This window comes from Vibrio rhizosphaerae (genome assembly GCF_024347095.1).
Classification (GTDB): Bacteria; Pseudomonadota; Gammaproteobacteria; order Enterobacterales; family Vibrionaceae; genus Vibrio; species Vibrio rhizosphaerae.
In genome coordinates this window covers 911981-933572 of record NZ_AP024903.1, presented here as the reverse complement: position 1 = coordinate 933572, position 21592 = coordinate 911981, and the positions used below count along the sequence as shown (strand labels likewise).

The 21592-nt window shown below is 42.8% G+C and carries 19 protein-coding genes; 10 read left to right on the top strand and 9 right to left on the bottom strand.

Annotation, left to right across the window (positions count from 1 at the left end):
- Positions 1 to 118: 118 nt before the first annotated feature.
- The 4 genes from OCV37_RS04105 to OCV37_RS04090 all read right to left on the bottom strand — a co-directional run bounded on the left by OCV37_RS04105 (position 119) and on the right by OCV37_RS04090 (position 6786).
- Positions 119 to 1951, bottom strand: a complete 1833-nt coding sequence (locus tag OCV37_RS04105; RefSeq protein ID WP_084717478.1) for a response regulator receiver domain — start codon at positions 1949 to 1951, stop codon at positions 119 to 121.
- Positions 1944 to 4925, bottom strand: a complete 2982-nt coding sequence (locus tag OCV37_RS04100) for a sensor histidine kinase (protein ID WP_038182296.1) — start codon at positions 4923 to 4925, stop codon at positions 1944 to 1946. Before OCV37_RS04100 ends, OCV37_RS04105 begins: the two co-directional genes overlap by 8 nt.
- 85 nt (positions 4926 to 5010) lie before the next feature.
- Positions 5011 to 6177, bottom strand: coding sequence for a DNA cytosine methyltransferase (locus OCV37_RS04095; protein WP_038182298.1), 1167 nt, complete (start codon positions 6175 to 6177; stop codon positions 5011 to 5013).
- A 90-nt stretch (positions 6178 to 6267) separates the two neighbouring features.
- Entirely contained in the window at positions 6268 to 6786 is a 519-nt protein-coding gene (locus OCV37_RS04090) for a very short patch repair endonuclease (RefSeq protein ID WP_051680623.1), read from the bottom strand.
- 576 nt (positions 6787 to 7362) lie between these two features.
- On the opposite strand from OCV37_RS04090, the gene OCV37_RS04085 reads away from it, so the two are divergent.
- The gene (locus OCV37_RS04085) at positions 7363 to 8271 is read left to right on the top strand and encodes a HEPN domain-containing protein (protein ID WP_038182300.1); all 909 of its coding nucleotides are present in this window, start codon (positions 7363 to 7365) and stop codon (positions 8269 to 8271) included.
- A 12-nt stretch (positions 8272 to 8283) separates the two neighbouring features.
- On the opposite strand, the gene OCV37_RS04080 is transcribed toward OCV37_RS04085, so the two are convergent.
- Positions 8284 to 8652: a hypothetical protein gene (locus tag OCV37_RS04080; protein ID WP_038182307.1), complete on the bottom strand. Its 369-nt coding sequence runs from the start codon at positions 8650 to 8652 to the stop codon at positions 8284 to 8286.
- Positions 8653 to 8879: 227 nt separating this feature from the next.
- Positions 8880 to 9281: an HVO_A0114 family putative DNA-binding protein gene (locus OCV37_RS04075; protein ID WP_038182310.1), complete on the bottom strand. Its 402-nt coding sequence runs from the start codon at positions 9279 to 9281 to the stop codon at positions 8880 to 8882.
- Between the two features lie 304 nt (positions 9282 to 9585).
- Between OCV37_RS04075 and OCV37_RS04070 the strand changes: the two genes are divergently transcribed.
- The 9 genes from OCV37_RS04070 to OCV37_RS04030 all read left to right on the top strand — a co-directional run bounded on the left by OCV37_RS04070 (position 9586) and on the right by OCV37_RS04030 (position 18576).
- Entirely contained in the window at positions 9586 to 9762 is a 177-nt protein-coding gene (locus OCV37_RS04070; RefSeq protein ID WP_157635008.1) for a hypothetical protein, read from the top strand.
- 524 nt (positions 9763 to 10286) lie between these two features.
- Positions 10287 to 10562 (top strand): helix-turn-helix domain-containing protein, encoded by a 276-nt coding sequence (locus OCV37_RS04065; protein WP_038182313.1) that lies wholly within the window; start codon positions 10287 to 10289, stop codon positions 10560 to 10562.
- On the top strand, positions 10555 to 11790 hold the full coding sequence (locus OCV37_RS04060) for a type II toxin-antitoxin system HipA family toxin (RefSeq protein ID WP_038182317.1): 1236 nt from the start codon (positions 10555 to 10557) through the stop codon (positions 11788 to 11790). The genes OCV37_RS04065 and OCV37_RS04060 overlap by 8 nt, the downstream gene beginning before the upstream one ends.
- A 342-nt stretch (positions 11791 to 12132) precedes the next feature.
- Positions 12133 to 12420, top strand: a complete 288-nt coding sequence (locus tag OCV37_RS04055; RefSeq protein WP_038182320.1) for a putative quinol monooxygenase — start codon at positions 12133 to 12135, stop codon at positions 12418 to 12420.
- Positions 12421 to 12564: 144 nt separating this feature from the next.
- On the top strand, positions 12565 to 12813 hold the full coding sequence (locus tag OCV37_RS04050) for a hypothetical protein (protein WP_157635010.1): 249 nt from the start codon (positions 12565 to 12567) through the stop codon (positions 12811 to 12813).
- 250 nt (positions 12814 to 13063) lie between these two features.
- Positions 13064 to 14737 carry a CurL C-terminal domain-containing protein gene (locus OCV37_RS04045; protein ID WP_038182325.1) on the top strand — a complete coding sequence of 558 codons (1674 nt, stop codon included), beginning with the start codon at positions 13064 to 13066 and terminating at the stop codon, positions 14735 to 14737.
- Between the two features lie 28 nt (positions 14738 to 14765).
- Complete coding sequence (locus OCV37_RS04040) at positions 14766 to 15995, top strand: CaiB/BaiF CoA transferase family protein (protein WP_038182327.1); 1230 nt, start codon at positions 14766 to 14768, stop codon at positions 15993 to 15995.
- 20 nt (positions 15996 to 16015) lie between these two features.
- A complete protein-coding gene (locus tag OCV37_RS04035) occupies positions 16016 to 17524 on the top strand; it encodes a condensation domain-containing protein (protein ID WP_038182329.1) in 1509 nt (502 codons plus the stop codon).
- A gap of 41 nt (positions 17525 to 17565) precedes the next feature.
- On the top strand, positions 17566 to 18576 hold the full coding sequence (locus OCV37_RS04030; protein ID WP_038182338.1) for an NADPH:quinone oxidoreductase family protein: 1011 nt from the start codon (positions 17566 to 17568) through the stop codon (positions 18574 to 18576).
- Positions 18577 to 18696: 120 nt separating this feature from the next.
- Here the strand turns inward: OCV37_RS04030 and OCV37_RS04025 are convergent, their stop codons facing one another.
- Genes OCV37_RS04025 through OCV37_RS04015 form a run of 3 tightly spaced genes read right to left on the bottom strand, consistent with a single transcriptional unit; the run spans position 18697 to position 21534 of the window.
- Positions 18697 to 19602, bottom strand: a complete 906-nt coding sequence (locus OCV37_RS04025) for a shikimate dehydrogenase (protein WP_084717480.1) — start codon at positions 19600 to 19602, stop codon at positions 18697 to 18699.
- A complete protein-coding gene (locus OCV37_RS04020; protein WP_038182341.1) occupies positions 19593 to 20423 on the bottom strand; it encodes a TIM barrel protein in 831 nt (276 codons plus the stop codon). Before OCV37_RS04020 ends, OCV37_RS04025 begins: the two co-directional genes overlap by 10 nt.
- Before the next feature lie 40 nt (positions 20424 to 20463).
- Entirely contained in the window at positions 20464 to 21534 is a 1071-nt protein-coding gene (locus OCV37_RS04015) for an NADH:flavin oxidoreductase/NADH oxidase (RefSeq protein WP_038182344.1), read from the bottom strand.
- Positions 21535 to 21592: the final 58 nt, after the last annotated feature.

The following is a 21592-nucleotide window of genomic DNA, read 5'->3' as shown; positions in this document are numbered from 1 at the left end:
TACCAATTACCTTATTTAAGATACAGAGGAAACGACAATACTCGAAATAATCGGAGAGCAAATTTCCCTCCGATTAACTTTAATAGTCGATTAAACGTCATTCCTGATATATCAATGCCTACTGTAAAAAAGCAGAGTTATCAATAAAGCCTAAACCGACCCTTGATTGGCTTGCTGAGAACTTATGAAGCAGGTTCAGAGCATATTCGTACCGTAATTCGGCAATAGCTTCGGCTTCAAGAACAACAGATTCTAAAACATCATTCCCTTGTTTTTCTCTGAGACAAGTCAGTTGAAAGATACCTTTCTCACCAAATATACCTTGTTTCGCCGCAAAAAATGTATCCCAGGTCGGATTATCTTTCCCGGAAGACAGACAAAACGCTTTCGGCTCTCCGCTGTTCGATATCAAATAGATATAATTGTTTGTGTTTGCTTCTTTATTTGCCGTAGATAATTGTGCTACTGATTGAAGCCTAACCGCTTTAAAAGCCAGGTGACTTTCACCAATTCTCGATGCCCACTGTTGTCGTTTACGTGGCACAAGGTCACAAGCCGGGGTCAGACAAACCCAATACTCATCTTCAGCCTTGAAGACAGTTCCGGTTGTCAAATGTTTCCCTAACAAAGGATGAGAACAATTGAATGCATTTAAATGACCCAAGGTTTTGTCTTTATCACTGACACATTCATTGAAAAAATGTTTTACAACATCAAGAGGATTACCGGATACTTTTCTGTTTGCAGCAGTAACTAATTTTGCAGAAAAGTCTCTGAGTTCATCTTTTGTCGCTCTGTTCAATTGCTCCCAATGTGCATCAATCACAATATCATGCTCATGTGAATTCTCGGTACTTTTAGTAATCAGATTGTATAACCAGCCTGCCTGTGCTTCTCTTTTGGCGACGATTTTATTCGCCTGCTCTAATCCTCGCTCATCAATATCATGGCGCATTTTTGCCATAAGCAGATGCATGGGAGAAGCATTCAATTCAATCAGTGAACGTTTGAGCGGTTCGATAAGTTCATCCTGAGGTTCACCGTTACGCTTTCTGATAACAGAAATAAACACTCTGCCTGTTGCAATATAATTCAATTGACCTTTTTCATTCTCCCAACTCCATTTAAGACCTCCCTGACAAATACCGTCACATTTTTTTTTCAACCGCTCAATTTGATCTCCGACAAACCATTTAACCAACTCATCACATGTAATATTGATTAGATTCGATACTGTATTTAATTCTTCCTGAAAAGCATGGAGAAAATGTTTTGGAGAACGGACAGCAACAGCTGAACTATCAGAAAATTTTACATGTTTCAGTATGTCCTGAATACTCATCTTTTTCTCAAAAAAAGAATATTCAACACCGTTATTTTCATCCAACCACTCTTCAACTTTCTCTTTTATCTCATCAGTAACTTGAAAATTATGGTCATCAGGAACAGAAGCAAATTGGCATAGTATTTCATTAAACACCTGTTCTATATCGCCGTCACCAAATCCTTTTGTGTGAACAAGGATTATATTAAAGTGATTGTTATTTTCTAATACACTGATAATTTTCCTTGCCTTCTCTCCGTTATCGGTTGTCGGTTCGCCGTTAAGGTGATAGTCCAGAACGACCAAGTCACTATGATTCAAATGCGGAGGAACGGTATCATTGTTTCCTAACTCAGGGCTTTTCCCGTCAAAAACATCGACACTCCAATTTCTGTCAGTATGGCAAAGACTGATTATTTTTTGCAGTCGTTGAAGATTCGGCAATTTCTGTTGGTCTTTCGGCAGCTCATCACCGGATACTTTCGCTGATAAAAACTGTGTCAGTGTCGGATATTCATCATCGACTACAGTTATATTCCGTATCGGGTCAATAAATGCCTCATAAATTAAATCTTCGTACGCCGGGAATGTTGCTGCCTGTTCCCCTGTATTTACCATATCAGCCATGAGTCACCCCTTTGAATTCGATTGCAAAATTAGCTCCCGGAAGAGCTTTATAATTCTCACGTGTTTCATATCTTATTTTATGGCCACCGGCCTGTAAGTTTTGCTTAGACAAATAAAGACCGACTCCCCGTCCGCCACGTTGTTTTCGGGTAAAAAACAGAGTGAACAATTGCTCAACATCATCCGAATCAACCCCCGGCCCGTTATCTGCAACAATAATCTCATTATTGTTCACATCCAGTGTAATATATCGTTTCTCATTTTCTGTTCGTTGCACCCAATATAAGGCGTTATTCACAAGGTTAATGAAAACAGGATAAATTCGCGAAGGATATTCATGAACAAACAATGATGCAAAAGATTTTGTCATACTGAATACAACATCGGATTTAGCAAACTGCTCTTCAAAGTAGTCATTTACATAATTATAAATTTCCTGACCGGAGATTCGCTTTGATATTTTCTCGCCGGACAATTTCAGCGGAGATAAAAACCTTAGCTTTTCCATTAATGAAAGATGAGCATCGTTGGCTTTCTTCAGATAATCTTTCTGCTCACCATTCAATTGTGTTTCAGCGATTGACTTTAGACTGCTGTCAATAATCAAGTCCAGACTTTCTAACTCATGACCGACAATTTCAACGGTGACCCCCAACTGAGCCAAAGAGTGAAGCCGAGCTAATTCTTCTCGATATTTAGTTGACTCATTCATACTATGAATAGCAAGTCCTTCAAGATCAATCTCTTCGTTGATTCTTTCCAGTGCAGTAATATAAGGAGACAATTTCTGAGCATTCTCTATTTCAACTTTTTCCTGCTCTTCGTCAAGAATCGTCAGCACTTTGCTCAGTGGTATTTTCTCCAGCTTTAAATCTTCTAATTCATTTTCAACAACAGTTTTATATTGTTCCCGACAATGTTTAACTAAATTATCCAACTCTGTCTGTTGCTTACTGAGCATTTCCCTGCCGCGTGTAGCATACTTCGTGATTGAATTATTAACGGACGCAAGTTTACTGCGATATATTTCCGTCGCTTTCTCATAATCAGTTTTTTGCTGTGATTCAGCAATTGCACGATTCACCGCGGAAGTCAATTGCTGAATTATCTCTTTCGCAGCCAGTTCACTCCTCCTGTACGAGCGATAATCATCTTCCAAGCGTCCCAGACTGGGGGGAATCGGACTTAAAGAAAAGCTTTGAGTGACTTCCGTTAACTGATCAATTTCACTTTTCAGTGCCTGAAGTTCATCAATAGTGTTGATTGACAAGCGACTTTCGGCTGACTGGCGCAACTCGTTCAACTTCTGGAGATGATTAATTAAACGCGATGTATTATTTTTAATTGACCGTCGGATTCGCCCTCTCTCTTTACTCAGTAATTTTTTTCGGTCTTCTTCTGCTTTTAACTGCGCTTTCTGTTCTTTAATCGCCTCTATCGTCGGTTTTCTTGTCTCTGAGTAGCGCCCCAGATGTTTTTTAGCCACATCAATAAGAATATTTTCCACAATTTCCCGGAACAGCTTTGAGGCTTTATTATCAATAAATCCTTCCCGACCAGCTTTGTCTTTCAGATTCGGATTGGACTCCCGGGTCAAAGCGACACGGCCGAACATCCTGCGGTTTGACCAGAAATACATACCTGCATTCTTGGTACGCCGTTCTTCTACCCGAAAATAGTCACTGTCTGCTCTGCCGTACGGCATAATTCGTAAACCGTCTCTGAACACCAGCAAGCCGCTGTATAATTCAGACTGTTGCTTAAACATTGAATGAAGATCATCAGGAAGTGATGTATTACCTATCTGATCTTCATATGAACCTATACGTAAATGAAAAGGGCCGAAAGCAGTATCCTTGCGGGTTTTATATGCTTGTTTAGGTTTTACGGTATAGTCTTCCGCTACCCACTCACCGAACACTTTCACCCGCCCCTTGAAATACCCTTCGTGGTCCACACTACCTTCAATGATATGTTCCAGATCTTCTAAATTTGCAATATTGAATTGTTTTTCTTTATGCAGTATTTCATCAGGCAAGTTTCCCCGCCATGCAGTCACCGAGTAATCAAAATTATCCGTTGCCGGTTCACCTTTTTTTGAATACGGATCGGTAAAATTCGACAGTGTCTGAAAGAAATTTTCCCGGTAACTTCTTTCATAATCTTCCGCTTCTTTCAGTGGTGTTGATGAGAGCAAAGCCTGAAGCGCATCCTGAAGACCAGCAACGAACATCGCCGTACCGTGGTCTGCCTCAGAACGCCATACCTGCCATTGATTAAAATGACGCTCGGTAAACACTTCTTCAATTAAAGTGTTTTCAATCCGGCATTTTGTAGTGTCATCCGCTTCAACGCCGACAGATAACTCCCGTTCAGAAAACATTTCCCACGCTTCAGCTAATCTCTGATTCCGCGCTTCATCATCAGAATCCCCCCAGATATTGCCCATCAGGCCGTCAAACATTCCGGGAAGTTCTTCAAGCAGTTGATAACAATGATCGAACTCTGTCACAGGAATACGTATATCCTGAAGATAAATAAAAGGATTCTCGAACAAACGCCAGTCTATCAATGAAGCAACAAAGCGAGAGTCTTTTCTTTTGGAGACCAATAATAAAAGCGGTCCTAAAGCCGCACTGGAAAGACGCCCAATTCCTTTTTGTCCCTGTTTAGGACGGGGATACAACCCATTTCTGTCTTCCGGTCTAGCTTCAAAACCGTCGGTTTTTGATTCTGTGCCTACCGTCAGCCATTTATTTTCAAACTCTTCACGGTTCATACCATGACCGTTATCCAATAAGCCTGCGACATCAATGTTTCCGTCAAACAAGTGTAAACTTACTTCAGTTGCGTAGGCATCGTAAGAGTTTTTCCAAAGTTCTGATATGGCTGTCGGGCAATCAGCAATCTGTTCCCGTCCGAGATGATCTATTGTTCTTGCTCTGGTTTTAAACGACGACGAGGTATAAGCCATAAGATTAATTCCGACCAATTCTACAGAGCCTGTTTCAGGCTGCTCATTGAAATAAAAAAAGTGCCTGACATTGTAGGCACTTTTTTTATTTCAATCTACTGCATATCTCTCTGATTAATATCGTCCCGAGGAGAGGAGGAATGGCATTACCAATCTGTCTTGCTTGTTCCGTGGAATTACCGAAAAAATTAAAAGAGTCGGGGAATGATTGCAAACGGGCAGCATGACGTAGCGTGATACCATGATTTTCCCAAGGATGGATGAAGCGCCCTTTTGAAGGGTTATGACAACCGGTTGTAATCGTATTACTCGGCAAGTGGATAAGAACCCTTCCGTACACATCTTTATGTCCTTTATATCCGCCGGAGTGGCATCTCAACCTGTGCCTTTCTCCGGCATCTTCCCGACTTCCGTTCAGCGGCGTATCGATGAATCGCTCCTCCATTAACTTTGTCGGTACCATATGAACACCGCACACATCATCTTTTTCTACCGGAGTCCCGTACTCTAATTCTCCGAGTAATTCCATGGTTTGTTCATAAGTCAGATCCGTTTTTTTACGGAAATACTCATCCCAATAAGCGTGATACAAATAATCAGGAATAGGCTCAAAAGCGCAAGAAGCAGCCCGCCACCGGGGAAATTTACCGGAACCGGGAGAAAAATGAGTAGGAGCAGGCGGGAAACTGATATTTATCACATCCGAATCTCTTCGGACACCGTATATGAAAACACGCTTACGATTTTGAGGAACACCATAATCCTTCGCGTTAAGAGCATTACAAAACTTTATTTCATAATTTTCTTTATCGGCTAATGCTAAAAATTTCTTCAGATACTCCTCATGGCGCTTCCAAAGCAAACCGGAGACATTCTCCACAAGAAAAATTTTCGGACGAAATTCATGTACAAATTCAAAATAACGGAGCAATAAGGAATTCCTCGGGTCACCGACTCCGGCATTTTTGATGCGATGTGTCGAAAACCCCTGACACGGCGGCCCTCCGAGAATGAGATCTAACTCCGAAACTTCCAACCCCAACTCTTGACGTAACTCACGAGGAGAAATTTGATTGATGTCATCATTCAACAGAGTGATATCACGTTGCTGCTGCTCAATAAAATTCTTTCTGTATGTGTATGCAGCTGCTTTATCAAACTCGATAGCAGCCAGAACATCCACACCCGCCTCAATAGCAGAAAGTGTAAAACCACCCGCGCCGGCAAATAAATCAATCGCTGTAAAAGACATCACACTATTCCTGAAAATTTAGCCGGGACATTTTACAGATTTACGGATAAAACACCATATAAGCAAGCGACTTAATCACCATGTTTTTAATCAGCTCTTCTTTGCATGAAACCATGTCATCTCATCCGGGATATGTTCATAAGAAGTAAAATTATGCAATCCCTGAGTGTCGATGATTCCTATAGGCGTCCCGCTTTTTAACCATGTAATCACAAGCAATCCGAGAGTACCTTCAGGTAGTTTCCAGCTTCCCGAAACAGAACATTCCCAGACAATCAAAACCCGAGTCCCCATATCACACAGTTTCTTTGTGGTGTCCGAATCCCTTTGTACATTTTTATTTAGCTTTTGGCTCCAAAAATCCTTCCGGGTTTGCGGCAACCTGAAGTGTTTGCAATTATGCGCATGCCAAAAACAGCCGTGTACAAAAACTGCCGCTTTATATTCAGGAAAATAGAGATCCAGTTTTCCCGGAAGCTCTTGAGGGCAAATCTGATAAAAAAGTCCTCTGCCACTGAGGACATTACGTAACAAGATTTCCGGTGTAGTGCCACCAGCTTTAACAGCCTTCATATTCTTACTTCGGGTTTCTTTATCATGAATATCCACAATGTCCTCCCGCGCAAAATCTATACAGACTCACTTAAGCCCAAGTATGCACCCGATAAAGAAGTAGCTAAATACTGATCCTTCAGCAGAAATAATTTTCTGACAATATAATGGTAGAGACATCTCCGATTTCTCCACAAACCACACATTTATGCCCCCGCTCCGAAGAAAATGACTCCGTTTTTTTCAGACGAATGGCACTACGACGTTTTTCAGAAGTATTAAATCTAAGGAAAAAATTCACAAATAAATTTTTAGGCTTTTTCGGGCAGAACGCCCGTAAAAGCCGATCCTGACCTGCGTGCACCGATGCCTGACAAAAAAGAGTTTCTGGTTCATCTTTGCTCTTTCAAAGATGAACTGATGCGCAGACACCAATGCGACTGAAACCCACAAAACCCTTCGCGCATCACAAACCACTCAAACTAAAACCGTGGCAACAATCAGCGAAAATCACATTATCTAATACTCCAACCAACACCCCATTTACACCAAAAACCGCACTCACACGCAAAACGCACCTCAACCCCGAGACTCCCATTTACCCGATTCTCACCGCGTAGTACGATGACCGACATGAAAAAGACACTTGACCATCTTCCCGAGCGGAAACAACAAGATATTCACACCATTGCGACCATTTTGCGCGATGTGGTGGATGAATACGTCGCTGGAAGAAGCGGCAAAAAAGCCGGTTTTAAAATCCACAAAATTATCCTGTTCGGCAGTTATGCCAAAGGTAACTGGGTCAATGACCCGGCCAACGGCTATGTCAGCGATTATGATGTGCTGGTGATCGTCAATCGCTTCGAACTGGTGGAAGAATTCACCCTGTGGAGTCTGGCGGAAGACCGTATCAGCCGTCGCATCCCCAAAACACCGCTGGGGCTGATTGTTCACACCCTCGGCGAAGTCAATCAATGGCTACACGACGGGCACTATTTCTTTCGGGATATCCGCGAACAAGGTATCGAGTTGTACAGTGCCGATGGCCGGGAACTGGCACTACCGGGGGATCTGACGGCCGAAGAAAGTCAGCAGATTGCGCAAAATCATTTTGATCGTTGGTTCAAAAGTGTGCTCGACTGTCTGAATGTCTTTCAGATCATTTTCAAGAATCCACAGTTTGAGCTGGCAAAAGCAGCCTTTGAACTTCATCAAGCCACCGAGCGTCTGCTTGCCTGTACCCTGTTAGTGTGTACCAACTATCTGCCTAAAACCCACGATCTGGAAAAACTGCGCGCCTTCTGTGCCGGACAAGACGAACGATTCGCCCGCCTCTTCCCTGCCGACAACCAGTTCCGTCGCCGCAGCTTCCACCGCCTCAAACGCGCCTACGTCGATGCCCGCTACTCGGAGCATTACGAAATCACCGTCGAAGAGCTGGACTATCTGGCCGAAGAGGTTGAAAAACTTAAAATGCTGACCGAAGAGGTTTGTCGGGGAAGGATTGGAGAGAATATTGAATCGCAAAGGGAGAAATAAGTATTGAGGTATTTACTGACATTTTTTTAAATTACTCCAAAGTATATAAAAGACCAGAACAGATATTGAGAAATCCATCCCTAAAGAAAACAGCCAATCAGGATCTTTCTTTTGGTCCGAATATTTAATCAGTGGATATACATGCTCTAATAATGTAATAACAGGAAACGAGCAGGCTATTATCTTTAATTCAATCTCTTTTAGATTTAATTGCCCACGAAATATTCCAAAAAGAGCAATAATGACAAAGAAAATGCTAGTTATTGTAAAAAAGGCAAGCATTTTTTCTACAATATCTCCCCAAGTCCCCCAAGCATTAAGAACACCATAGCTCAGGATAAAAAGTGCACACAAGGCACCGGATGTTTTTCTTAACGTCATACGTTATTACCGATTGATTGACAAAGCCTTATCGTATCAAAAGTCCTGAGAGTCGTTATGTTATTTTTTGCCCAGAACATCATAGAATTATCCACCAGCGATACATAATGCTATCAATAGAGAATGACTAAAATGATTTTCAGATTCGCTCTGCTCAATTGTCTCCGCACTGCGGAGACAATCTTAACCGAGCAGAAATGACGGGCACATATTTAGGAGCTTTCGCCTCAGGCCGCTGACATCGAAGCCATTAATTTCAATAACTTTTGCTCAAGTGCAGAGTCCGAAATAATCTCAAAATCCGTATAAATCGCCACCGGTTTCAGAGCTTTACCGGTCGTCGGCTCCATGCGGACGAAACCTTTTTCACTAAGCGTTTTCAACGTGTTGGATAAGTTAGATTTGGCCCGACCGGAGATTTTGGCCAACGCAGTCAGGCTTGCCGGTTTTTCCGTCTCAATCAGGCGTAATAAGGCGATATTCTCCGGCCTTAAAATCTGTGCTACCGCATTGACCGATGTGTACCAAACCTTCGGCTCGTCCGCTTGCGGCACATATTTCCCCTGCGCGATCGCCAGCAGACGGAAACGAATCAGTGCTTCAGACATAATGCCGATTCTGGCTTTCATGTGATTTCCCCTCTATTGCTACGATGGTTGGCGGAACCGTCCATGCTTCAATTTTCCACCAATAACCATCATCCCGGTACACGACTGTGCCATGCATACTTAACAAAGTATCTAATCCTTCCATCAGCTCTCCTGATGTTATACTCAGAGCATAACAAAATAAATCCTATTAGGAAGTCATTCATCACCAAATGATGCCGTTCCGCACTTTTCAATTCCCCAAAAACCTCACTCACACGCAAAACTCACCTCAACCCCGAGACACCCATTTACCCGGTTCTCACTGCGTAGTACGATGACCGACATGAAAAAGACACTTGACCATCTTCCCGGGCGGAAACAACAGGATATTCATACCATTGCGACCATTGTGCGCGATGCCCGCGACTCGGAGCATGACGAAATCACCGTCGAAGAGCTGGACTATCAGGCCGAAGAGGTAAAAACTGAAAGTGCTGACGGAAGACGTTTGTCGGGGTAGGATTGGAGAGAATATTGAATAGTTCTAACTTCCCGCCCCTCAAGTCGCCCCCAAGTTAATACTTTGATTTTATTGACAGAGTACTGAGTTCGATGATTATTTGTAGAGAATATTCAATCGAAAAGGAAGAAGAATACAACCAGACAATACTAAATTGAAAACCTTGCAGCAGTTGTTGGCCGAAGGTGAGTAAAGTGATGATACCGACTACGATTTAGATGAACTTATCGGTGAGCTTGATACTCCGGAAGCAAAACAAATGGGTCGAATAATAGAAGACAACCCGGATTTATCATATGCATTCATGCAGTAATTACTGATTGCCAAAGCCGAAAAAGATGTCGGGGAGCTGGAGGCATAGACCTTTAGCTGAAATCCAGCAGGTTCTGCAAACCCCGACATGCAGAAAAACAGTTAGACAACGTAATCTCAATCGAAAAACAGAGCCATAAAATTGATACTATAATGGCAAATTTATAGTAAATATGTATACTTTAGTTACTACTGTAACAAAAAGGTACATCATGCTTTCTTTATATACCGCCTATGATGTTCAGCTTGAACTGAAAACATTCATCAAACAATCCCGCAAGCAACAAAAGCTCACCGTAGAAGCGTTGGCAAAACGTTCCGGTGTGCCTTACAGCACGATCAGAAAATTTGAAAGCAGTGGTAATATCTCTCTCCGGCAGTTTCTGATGTTATTTGAAGCAGTCGGTGATCTCAGCCAAATCAGAGCACTCACTCAGACGCACCAGTCGGAACCCAAAAGTATTGACGAGGTTTTAAAAGATGCTTAATGCGCCGCTGTACGTCAAAAGAACTTTATCCGACGGGAAGAAAATCACCGTCGGCACCCTTGCCGAAAATAAAAACGGCACTTACTTTCAATATGATACTACCTATCTGCAACAGCATCCGACGTCGCTTGCTCCTTTCAATCTCAAAGCAGATCTGACGCTGCAAAAAGCACCGAAGCATCCACATTACGGTCTGCATGGTGTCTTTGCCGACAGTTTACCGGACGGCTGGGGTCTCTACCTGATGGATCGGGTTTTCAGAAAGCATGGTTACAATCCTCAGTTGATTACTGCTTTAGAGCGGCTTGCTTACATCGGTGATCAATGTCTCGGCGCACTGTCTTATGAACCGGAGATTCAACTGACAGACCCCGATACTGCTGATGTAAATCTTATGCAGCTAGGTAAAGAGGCAATAAAAGAGTTTGAAGGCACTGAATCACATCTGATTGAGCATTTAATGAATGCAGGCGGGTCCGGTGGTGCCCGCCCAAAAATGAACGTCACCCAATGTAGTGACGGCCGATATTCTACCCATCCGGATGCTATCGGTAAAAAGCTGATCGTCAAACTTACCTCCGAGAAATTTGCGTTAAAACATGCGGAAAGTCTGGTGGAATTCACCTATATGACGATGGCGAAAAATCTGGGAATCGAAGTCCCTGAGTTTGCGCTGATCGATGCTGGTGACGGCCAGTTCTGGTTGCAGCAAACTCGCTTTGACTGCACAGACAAAGGCCGCTATCACATGATCTCTGCCAGTGGACTACTGGATGCCTCATTCCGGGAACCATCATTGGATTATGTTGATCTCATTAAAGCAACCCGGTTGTTATGTAATCCGGATGAAGCTAGAAAGATGCTCAAAAGAGCACTATTTAATTTTATGACCGTCAATCAGGACGATCACGCAAAAAACTTTGCCTTTCTCGCAGACGACAATGATCAGTGGCGGCTGTCACCTTTTTACGATGTTGTCTACAGTCCATCCCCCTATCAGGAGCACATGACAGCCTTTCACGGCAATGGTAGAAATCCCGCAAAAGCGCTGGAACAGATGGCCGGGCAAGCCGGGTATTCCAGTGTAAAACCGCTGCTGGAAATGATGGAGGAAATTTATAGTGAGACCCGGAATTTTAGAACGCGAGCCAGACATCTTGGACTCCCCGAACACTTGATCAAAGAAATCGGGCAGCAAATAGATGCCCGCTGGAAGCAGATCCAATGATCAAAAAAAACCTATATTTCAATAGCATAGCATCATTGTCTCTGTATGATGAAGAGATGCGCGTCTCTCACGCTTCACTCTGTTGTTTTAATCCTGGATAAACAGGCTCGACTAAAATGCTAATGACATCACCGAAGCCATGCTCCGATTAAGAAAAGAATTGCCACAGATTAGCAATCTGGTGATTGCTAGCACCGAAAGATGTCAATATGATGTAGCGATGCATCCAGAACCTGACATCGCTACCGGGTTCTGTTCAAAGGAGAAAACAGCTGAAATCATACCGTACAGATTGTGCCGGTCTGTGATTTTGTCCGTTTTGTATGTTTCAGGAGGCAATGTATGTACGTTGTGACGGTAACTTTCACTCTTGTTCCCGAGTCATTTGAATCATTTATTAAGCTCGCTAAAGAAAACGCTGATATCGCAAAAGATGATCCCGGATGTCTTCAGTTTGATATCTGCTGGAATGACAAAGAGAAACAGGTCTTTTTCTATGAACTTTATGGGTCGGAAGAAGAATTCAATGAATGTCTGCAAACCGAGCATTCGCTCATCTTTGAGCAAAAAATAGGGCCCATGATTGCAGAGAAAAAATCCAAAACATTTTCTCAAATCCATATGGCATAGCAATCAGCAGATGAGATAGCCAACAACAAATAGCATCGCTATCAATTTGTGATCCGCACCGACTCAGCAGATGCGGATCGTCGTTTATATCAGAGACTCACCGACTGTAGTTTCGCCTGACGCATTTTCTTCAATGCAATGCAGGTGAGCGCAGTAACAACGGCGCCAAGTGCCATGCTATCCGTGCTCCTGATAGAGAAATTCATCACCGCAGGCAGTCAAGTCCCTATTTTGATGATGGTTGGTCAAAAGGCGAAACAACGTTCTGTTGGAGCGATGTTGCTCAAAGCCAATCCATTAACGCAAGTTCTTTCTATAGGTATGTCTGATAATTCAAAAAAATATCATTTGAAATTATTATTAAAAATGACAGGAGCAACAAAACAAGGTTAATTTATTCATTGCTCAACTTTTTCAGTTCAGCAAGTTCTCTTGTTATCAAGATAAAGATCTTAATCCCTTCCTGATGGATTTTTTTGAAAAATTATAAGAAGAGAAAACGACGTTGCAGGTGGTATGTTCGTCTCACTAAATATATTCCTTGTTTTTCTAATAACATTCCGACAAAATGTGCAACAAGTTAAATACTTGTTGTTCATTAGTTAATTAATTCTCACTTATTTGTTGCTCAGGAAGAATCAATATGACTGAATCGGAATTAAGTAAGAGCAAACCGTCAGAGATTGCCATTATCGCTGCTATCCAATCCTCAAAAGCACCTTTAAGACCAAGCCATTTTCACAACGATAGCAAGCCATTCTTATTTGATACAAACGCTTCAACTGATATTAAGTCGAATAAAAATCACAACACTACGTCTCTGGATACGAATTTTTTTGAGACGATTTATCAACCAGAATTATACCTTGATGAGCAGGTTAAATGTTATCTAGAAATGATCTGGCAGCTACTTGAATCAGCAGGCGTCACAAGAGACGTTATTAATAAAAACAATAGTGACAACATTGTCGTTTATATCAATCAAGAACCAAATTTTGCGATAGATACAACCTTTAGTGACACTAGACTCAGTAATTATCAGGAATATCAAACAATATATGAAAGCATCACCAACCATCTCTCCAAATTATTGGGTTTACCCTCTTCCTGTTTTTTAAACGAACGAGCTTTACCTACCTCTATCCATTCATTTGGTGAGTTATCCCATTATTTATTGGTTGGAGATACTCAGATTGCTATAATACTTGGCGTCCCCTTATCTAAAACATCCAATCAATTACAATTGAGTACAATGCCCCCGGATGCAACACCTTGGGGCGTCTTACTTGGTAAGGATCCCAGAAGCAGCCAGCATCATGAACTCCCTATTTTGGCTATGGTGTCACCTGATTCTGAAAGACCTAATAAATTCAATAATTATTCCTCTCATATCCTGTCTCCAGTAGAAATACCAGCCACAGCCCCCGAGCTGAACCACCCTGAACTTATTGTTCTATCAGCCAACACATCTCAAGCACTACAAATAAAAGCTGCCGAACTATTCAATCATATCCTTGATTTTATTCCCCTTGAAAAGATCAATAATGCCAGTTCAATGCTCACGAACTCCGGAACGCTGTCCTTACAAGATCTAGCTTATACTCTGCAATGTGGTAGAGAGGCGATGGGCTATAGATTAGCAATGGTTGTCAACCGCTTAGATGAACTTCTCTTCGGTCTCGCTCAATTTCTCACAAACGAGGGAGAGGCCACCCCCCCCGTGCAAAATGTATTAAATAGGGTTCAACCTCAAGTGCCAGTGAATCTCTATCGTGGTCATCCAAATCGTAACAACCAATTTCAAAACCTTTTCTCCGGTAGTAGTGGGGAAACGATGCTCAACACGCTCATTGAAACAGGAGAACTCAGTAATCTCGCGTTATATTGGAGCCAAGGCGGTGATATTTCATGGACAAGAATAAAAAGATCGGTCATACCGAATAAAATTCACCTGCCTGTTTATCCTTTTTATCAGCCATCCACACATACACAGCAAAATGCCGAAGAAAATACCGCCTTGTCTTCGAGTATCACCATCAGTGGCATCGAATCCGACTTAACCACTATCTGGCAAGAGCTCTTAGGGAGACCGAAAATAGGGCGACATCAAAACTTTTTTGAAATCGGCGGGGATTCACAGTTAGGAATGCATATGCTCTCCATTATACGTGGCACCATAGGCGCTGATTTACCACTCAACTGTCTCTATGAAGCACAAACCATTGCCAAGATGAGTGAACAAATCGTACTCACTCTTGCGCTCTCATCATCCGAATACTCTCAAGACGACGAATATGAAGAAGGCTTCATCGTCTAGTATTTTTCCGAAATGAAAGGAATTCAGTATGCTAAAACAACCGCCCCCTCTAAAAGGGATCCGAGTCATTGATTACAGTCACTTTCTCGCAGGTCCTTATGTTTCACGCTGTTTAGCCGCGTTAGGTGCCGAAGTCATTAAGGTTGAGCGTCCCAAAGCAGGCGACGCAGGACGAAACCATCCCTATTTTATCAAAGGACACAGTGGGTATTTTCTACAGCAAAATATGGGGAAAAAAGGACTATGTGTAAACGCCAAAGATCCTCGTGGTCTGGAATTCATCAAAAAGCTGACGAAAACGGCTGATGTCTTTATCGAAAACTACAGACCCGGCGCTCTAAAAAAACTAGGATTGGGATACGACACACTAGCAGAAGAGAATCCGGGCTTAATCTACTGCTCTATCTCAGCCTACGGACAAACTGGACCTGATTCCGAGCGTGCAGGTTTTGGTTTAATTGCAGAGGCAAAAAGTGGTGCAATGGATCTCATTGGCCAACCAAATGATGTGCCACCACTGATGAGAATGCCTGTCGCTGATATGTATGCGGGTAGTCATGGTGTTTCTGCGGTATGTGCAGCTTTATTTAGTCGCCATACAACCGGTATTGGCCAACATATTGATATTGCATTATATGACTGTATGGTTTCAATGCATGATTTTGCAGTACAGTTCCATACCCTGAGCGATGGTACCGATGTGGTGAAGCGAAGTGGTAACCATTTGCCTCAATCCACCCTTTATGGTGTATTTCCTGCTTCTGATGGTGCTATCGTCATTGCTGCACAAGTGAATGAAGTTTGGCAACAATTGGCGCACCTCATTGGGGGTGAAGAACTCGCCAACGATACTCGCTTTCAGACAGCAGAAAATCGTAATACAAATAGTCAAGCTGCTGTTGACTTGGTCAAATCCTGGGCAAAACACCGAACAGTCGCAAACTGTATTGAGCTTCTTGAAAAAGCGAATGTGCCTAACGCCCCAGTCCAGACAATCAAACAAGTATTGGCAGACCCACAGATTCATGCACGTCGAATGATCATTGAACAGGAACATCCAGAATTAGGTACCATTTTGATGCCCAATGTTCCTTTTAATTTCTCCAATATTGAACCTCAACGGTTAGATATCGCACCAAATCTTGGTCAACATAATCAGGATATTGCCGAAAGTATCGGCTACACCGATGAAGAAATTAAGGCATTGGAAAATGATGGTGTTTTATATCAAGTCCCCCTTAAAGATGAAACTAACTGATATTAAGGAAGAACATTTTAATGGAAAGTATTCCCCATTTAATTTTCAATTTCCAAAATAGAGGAATAGCCTTAACGCTGAAGGATGGTGCGCTCGCTTATAGAGCGCCAAAAGGCACCCTCACAAATCAAGATAAAACCACGCTCAGTGAACACCGAGATGAGATCATCACTTATTTATCAGCGCTAGAAACTCAACTTGAAACACCTGTGACTTTTGAAGAATCGACCGAAATAGAACCCTCCGCGTTACAGAAACTTTGGTGGTTTTGGTATGGCGTACCAGAACGTCAGCTAGAACAGGAACGACTTCCATTAATTAAGCCTTATCGGAATACCAGCAAAGCCAGAGTCGAAGCTGCAATTAGACAACTCATCTCCCGACATAACATACTTAGAGCATCATTTTATGAGGATGACGGTTATTTAAAGATCACCTTAAATGATGCGGGTTCGTTTCCGATTGAATATCAGACCTATACACCCACAGGCTCAGAACTGGAAACGGAAAAAGAACTGAAAGAATTAGCAAAAGCATTTTCAGAAAAGCAACTTCCACTCAATGGTCAGTGGCTGCTCCGAGCCAAAATTGTGAGCCTTTCCAAAGAAGACTTTTTGTTATTGTTCGTTTTCAATCATATCATTGTCGATGCAGGATCAATCGTATTAATTATGTCTGAATTGGATACTCTGATTTCCAACGCTCTTCCACAAACACTCCCGCCTGCCATACAGTTTACTGATTATGTCATATGGGAAAAACAATGGCTGAACAGCGCAGACCGACAGCCCTTATTCAATTACTGGAATCAGCGTCTGCAAAATTTATCGCCACTGAAAGCCCCAGTTAGCAAGGAAATTCTCAGTTGGCAATCTGGCACGAAAGTAGACTATAAATTTATCATAAAAGGCTACTTTCTACAGCAAATCAGAGCATATGCTGTTGCACACAAAACCTCATTATTTAATGTATTTCTTACCACTTTTGCACTTGCTCTGTCTCGGTGGTCTGGTATTTCAAAATTTCCGATCCGTTGTGTGGGGAATTTACGTACTGCCCCCTCAGTCACTCCCATCATCGGTTATCTTGTTTGCAGTGACCTTGTAGAAGTTGACATACCATCCGATTACGATTTCGAATCCATACTGAAATACAATGAGATTGAATACCACAGTGCTATAAAACTCAGAATTCCTACCATGCTGAGAGTTCCGTTACCAAGTGGTACCACAGGACAAGGCGTTGAAGATCCAAGACATATTGCAACAGGGATAAATATGTTCATTATTCGCCAATCCGACGCGAAACAAACGTCTGAGACGGAAACATATGAATGGCCACCCAAAGTAACGCGTTCCTCAGGGGAACCTTGGCCTATCCTTTTGCCATCGATTTATTTCCGACTGCTCGATTTTGGCGATTCAATCGATGTTTCTCTAGAGCTCAATGATGAACAGTTATCCGCTCAAGAACAACAAGCTTTGCTCGATACGTTTTTCGCAACAACAGCAGAATTTTTGTTTCAATAATGTGAATTTGAAGTGACTATCTTCATAAAAAGGAAAGAATAATGAGAGCTTTACTAAGTAAAACAACGGGAGGACCAGACAGCCTTGAACTGTGTGAAGTGCCAGACCCCGAATTGGCGCCGAATGAAGTGCTGATCAAGGTTAGATCTTGTGCAATCAATTACCCGGATATCTTGATTATTCAAGATTTATATCAGGATAAACCACAACGCCCCTTCATTCCAGGCTCTGAAATAGCAGGCATTGTCGAAGCGATAGGTACCCAAGTTAAAACTTTGCAAATCGGTGACCATGTATTTGCGGCCACAGGTAATCAAGGTGGCCTCGCAGAGAAAATTACATTAAGCGAAAAAGACTGTTATTTGTTTCCTCATGAACAGTCTTTTGAAGAAGCTTCGAGTCTACTGCTCACTTATGCAACAGCCTATTACACTTTAAAGAACCTTGCTGATCTCCAAGCAGGGGAAACACTCCTAGTCCTTGGCGCAGCAGGAGGCGTTGGGCTTGCTGCTGTAGAGCTAGGTAAGGTCATGGGAGCGCATGTTATTGCTGTCGCCTCTTCAGAAGAAAAGCTCTCTCTGGCTTATCGCTATGGGGCACATGCTGGGATCATCGGTCCAGAAGATATATCAACTCAAGAAGCATCAAAGTATTTTAAAAATCAACTTCAGGCCACCTGCGGTCAACACCTTCCAAATGTCATCGTTGATCCTGTTGGTGGTTGCTATTGCGAGCCAGCATTACGGACTATAGCTCATCGAGGACGCTACTTAGTGATAGGATTTACAGCCGGTATTCCTAAAATCCCAATGAATCTGATTCTACTCAAAGCTTGCCAAGTATTTGGTGTCCTTTGGGGGAAATTTGTTAACGATGAAACAGTATCCAATCGTAAAAATGTGCAAGAACTCATCACACTTTGGCAAGCAGGTAAGATTAAACCCTTCATTTCAGAGACTTTCCCTCTGGCTCAGTCAGGAACAGCTATGAAACGCTTACAGGATCGTAAGGTCATGGGCAAAGTTGTTGTCACAATGGAATCTATAGATTAAAACACTCAATCGATGCCCTTTAGGGCATCGATTGAGTGTTTATTTATATTTTAAGCTCATAATTCTCAACGACAAAGACTAATTTTTCAGCCTCTTCTGACGACGCATCAGTTAAGTATTCTATGCATGATTTGCTTGCGATTGTCTAAAACGTTTCAACATGCGAGTGACATCAGCCTGCTGCCCCGTAAACAATTCAAATGCCCTCACCGCCTGATGGATCAGCATGCTCAAACCATCCAATGTTGGACATCCTAATGATCGGGCTGCTTTTAAAAGCACTGTTTCATCTGGGGAATAGACGACATCTGCAACCCACATATGGGAGGAAAGCAGGTTCAGTTCAACTACTGAACCTGAATACTTATCTGAGCCGATAGGCGTCGCATTAACGATACCCATCGTTGCTTTTATCTCGGCATCTGAAGGATGGGTCATTGTAATTTCGCGCTCTGGGAAATAGGCCTTAAGTCTATCAACCAGTTGGTGCGCGCGGTCATCGATGACATCCACAATTGTCAGTTTCTGAGCCCCAAGCTCTAACAAACTAAATGCGGTTGCTGCACCGACACCACCGGCTCCAAACTGTATGACTCGCTCTAGATTCACATGCTGCAACTGTGCGAGAAAGCTTTCACGGAATCCCTCAGCATCCGTGTTATATCCCACCCGTTTGTGGCCTTGAAAACAAACGGTATTGACTGCTCCAATCGCTTTTGCTTCCAGACTCAGTGTATCTAACAAGGGAATCACGGATTGCTTACAGGGAATCGTAATGTTGAGCCCCGAAAAAAGGGAGCGTTCTGCCTGCGCCAATAGTTCTGATAAATCTCCGGTTTCTGGCTCATCTAAATCAAACAGCGTATAAGTACACTGAATTTGATGCGCAGTGGCTTCAGACTTATAAAGCGCTGGCGACAATGAATGTCCAATCCCTGAACCAATCAACCCTAATTGACACACAGGTGACTGCTCAGTGTCGATCACATTGCCGCTTACAGGAACTTGCAAATCATTTAAAGACATAGACTTTCCTCTACCCGATGGATCAAATTTATTGTGGATTGAAAGATTTCTTGAGCATGCTGCGCAGCAGGCTTATCACTATTTGTCGGGACTTCCAAAGAGATTGCAGTCCCATCAGCCAATGTTGTTAATAAAGATTTCAAAGGTAAAGAGCCTTGTCCCGGAGCTAAACGCCCTGAACGAGCTTCTTGCAGTAAATCTTCAGATGTTGCCGGACATTGTTCAGCTATCGCATCACACAACTGAATAGAATGAATGAAGTCAGGTGCACGTAATATGTCTTGCACTGTCCCTCCAGTGCGAAATAAATGAAGCGCGTCAATTAACATACCGCCATTCGATTGCCCAGCGGCGGTTACAACGTCAAACGCATCCTCAAAATTTTTCACCGCCCGCCAAGCCATATATTCCAGTTCCACATAAAGATCATAAGGTGCTGCCAACTCACACAAACGCGCATAATTATCAATTAAGCGAGTTTGATCAGGATCATCGCCACAAACATATAAACGTTTGGCACCGAGAGCGCCAGCGGTATCAAGGAGGCCTTGCAAATCTGAAGGGTTAAAATTTTCACCAATACCAATAAATTCAATATCGTTGACGCCAATGCCTTCATCACTCAAACGACGTTGCATATCACGACATTGGGCAGAACCTTCAGGTAATTCATAAAAAATTGAACCCGAAAAAGCAGGATATAACCGCAAGCCAATATCAGAAAAACCGACCTTTGCTGCCAGGCTGACCAATTCGAGTGGTGGCACATTTAAAACCGACAAATGAGCAAGTGCCAAACTCGGTATATTTGATAAATTCATAAATCAATCACTTCCTTTATATAAAAATTATCCTGATGATCTAAGTGGCAGACGACCAAGCCCGTAAATATTGTTTGGGGACACAAACCTCAGCACCACACGCCGTAGCCGCACGAAAAGGAAAATAAGGGTCACGCAAAGACTCTCTGGCAAACAATACAAGATCCGCATCACCTCGATAAATGATGTCATCTGCTTCCTTACCAGGAGTAATCATGCCGACTGTACCTGTTGCAATGCCTGCCTCACGACGAATCTGGGCAGAAAATTTAACTTGATATTCGGGTGCAAAAGGAGGTTTTGCATCCGCAATATTCAAGCCAGAAGATGTATCTATCAGATCCACACCATCTTCTTTCAGCCAAATCGCCAATTGAACACACTCGTCAATATCCCAGCCACCGGGTGCCCAATCTGTTGCCGATAAACGAACAACCAATGGAAAGGGAGCTGGCCACTCGCTTCTGACAGAGGCAATGACTGAACGCAGCAACCGCGCCCGGTTCTCAAGGGAGCCGCCATAATCATCTTCTCTTTGGTTTGATAAGGGGGAAAGGAATTCATGGAACAAATAGCCATGCGCTGCATGAATTTCAATCACGCTAAAGCCGGCAGACTTCGCCCTCCGAGCCGCTGAGGCAAAGTCTTCTATCACTTTAGCAATACCGCCTTTATCCAATGTAACTGGCACATTGTACCCCTGATTAAACGCCAGTGGACTTGGTGCATAAGAGGTCCATCCCCCCGCATCCGGGGGAAGTGGATGACCACCTAACCAAGGTAAATCGGTACTTGCCTTACGTCCGGCATGAGCGAGCTGAATGCCCGGGACAGTCCCTTGCGCATGTAAAAAGTCCACAATCCGCGCCCATGCAGATACCTGCTGGTCATTCCATAACCCTGTACAACCATGTGTAATACGTCCCTCAGGTGAAACTGCTGTAGCTTCTGTAAATATTAAGCCAGCACCACCGACTGCCCGACTCCCGAGATGAACTAAATGCCAATCATCTGGTATGCCATCTTTCGCGCAATACATACACATGGGTGAGATAGCTATTCGATTTTTTAATGTGGCATTACCAAGTTCAAATGATGAAAAAAGCGACACTCTGATTCTCCATAACCAAAATATTAATGTAATAGATTGAAGTAAAAGCAATGAAATA

Coding starts and splice junctions, on each gene's coding strand:
- OCV37_RS04105 (WP_084717478.1), bottom strand. CDS start 1,951: ATGGCTGATATGGTAAATACAGGGGAACAGGCAGCAACATTCCCGGCG.
- OCV37_RS04100 (WP_038182296.1), bottom strand. CDS start 4,925: ATGGCTTATACCTCGTCGTCGTTTAAAACCAGAGCAAGAACAATAGAT.
- OCV37_RS04095 (WP_038182298.1), bottom strand. CDS start 6,177: ATGTCTTTTACAGCGATTGATTTATTTGCCGGCGCGGGTGGTTTTACA.
- OCV37_RS04085 (WP_038182300.1), top strand. CDS start 7,363: ATGAAAAAGACACTTGACCATCTTCCCGAGCGGAAACAACAAGATATT.
- OCV37_RS04080 (WP_038182307.1), bottom strand. CDS start 8,652: ATGACGTTAAGAAAAACATCCGGTGCCTTGTGTGCACTTTTTATCCTG.
- OCV37_RS04075 (WP_038182310.1), bottom strand. CDS start 9,281: ATGAAAGCCAGAATCGGCATTATGTCTGAAGCACTGATTCGTTTCCGT.
- OCV37_RS04070 (WP_157635008.1), top strand. CDS start 9,586: ATGAAAAAGACACTTGACCATCTTCCCGGGCGGAAACAACAGGATATT.
- OCV37_RS04065 (WP_038182313.1), top strand. CDS start 10,287: ATGCTTTCTTTATATACCGCCTATGATGTTCAGCTTGAACTGAAAACA.
- OCV37_RS04060 (WP_038182317.1), top strand. CDS start 10,555: ATGCTTAATGCGCCGCTGTACGTCAAAAGAACTTTATCCGACGGGAAG.
- OCV37_RS04055 (WP_038182320.1), top strand. CDS start 12,133: ATGTACGTTGTGACGGTAACTTTCACTCTTGTTCCCGAGTCATTTGAA.
- OCV37_RS04045 (WP_038182325.1), top strand. CDS start 13,064: ATGACTGAATCGGAATTAAGTAAGAGCAAACCGTCAGAGATTGCCATT.
- OCV37_RS04040 (WP_038182327.1), top strand. CDS start 14,766: ATGCTAAAACAACCGCCCCCTCTAAAAGGGATCCGAGTCATTGATTAC.
- OCV37_RS04035 (WP_038182329.1), top strand. CDS start 16,016: ATGGAAAGTATTCCCCATTTAATTTTCAATTTCCAAAATAGAGGAATA.
- OCV37_RS04030 (WP_038182338.1), top strand. CDS start 17,566: ATGAGAGCTTTACTAAGTAAAACAACGGGAGGACCAGACAGCCTTGAA.
- OCV37_RS04025 (WP_084717480.1), bottom strand. CDS start 19,602: ATGTCTTTAAATGATTTGCAAGTTCCTGTAAGCGGCAATGTGATCGAC.
- OCV37_RS04020 (WP_038182341.1), bottom strand. CDS start 20,423: ATGAATTTATCAAATATACCGAGTTTGGCACTTGCTCATTTGTCGGTT.